Raw genomic sequence first — 363 nt, forward strand, 5'->3', positions numbered from 1 at the left:
ACCTGCTCCACCTTCAAGAACGTTATCCGCTGAGTTATCCGTGATGACGTCATCGCCGCTGGTACTGACCAGAGAGGTGATGTTTTGCAGTTGCTCGCCTGCGGAGTTGAAGCCAGTCCACAGGTTCGCGGTCATCCCTTCGCTCAGGGCGCTGTAGTTAGCAATACCTGCAGTCGCCTCGCTGGAGAGGATCAGCTGGTGGTTAGCCAGCAGCGTCGCCAGGTCAGCCCTGGTATCCGTCAGCGTCAGCAGTGTGGTGGAGTTGAATGCTCCGCCGCTACCGTCGCGGTCGATAGACACCACGGTATCCTTACCGTTGTAAGTCACACTCAGGTAGTTACCAATGGTTTCACCCGCATCAAT

At 56.5% G+C, this 363-nt stretch carries 1 protein-coding gene; it reads right to left on the reverse strand.

Annotation, left to right across the window (positions count from 1 at the left end; genetic code table 11):
• The coding region (locus GM30_RS07335) for a type I secretion C-terminal target domain-containing protein (RefSeq protein ID WP_162212982.1) at positions 1-363 on the reverse strand (363 nt) is incomplete at both ends.

It is taken from the genome of Trabulsiella odontotermitis, assembly GCF_001188485.1.
In the GTDB taxonomy this organism is placed as follows: Bacteria; Pseudomonadota; Gammaproteobacteria; order Enterobacterales; family Enterobacteriaceae; genus Trabulsiella; species Trabulsiella odontotermitis_A.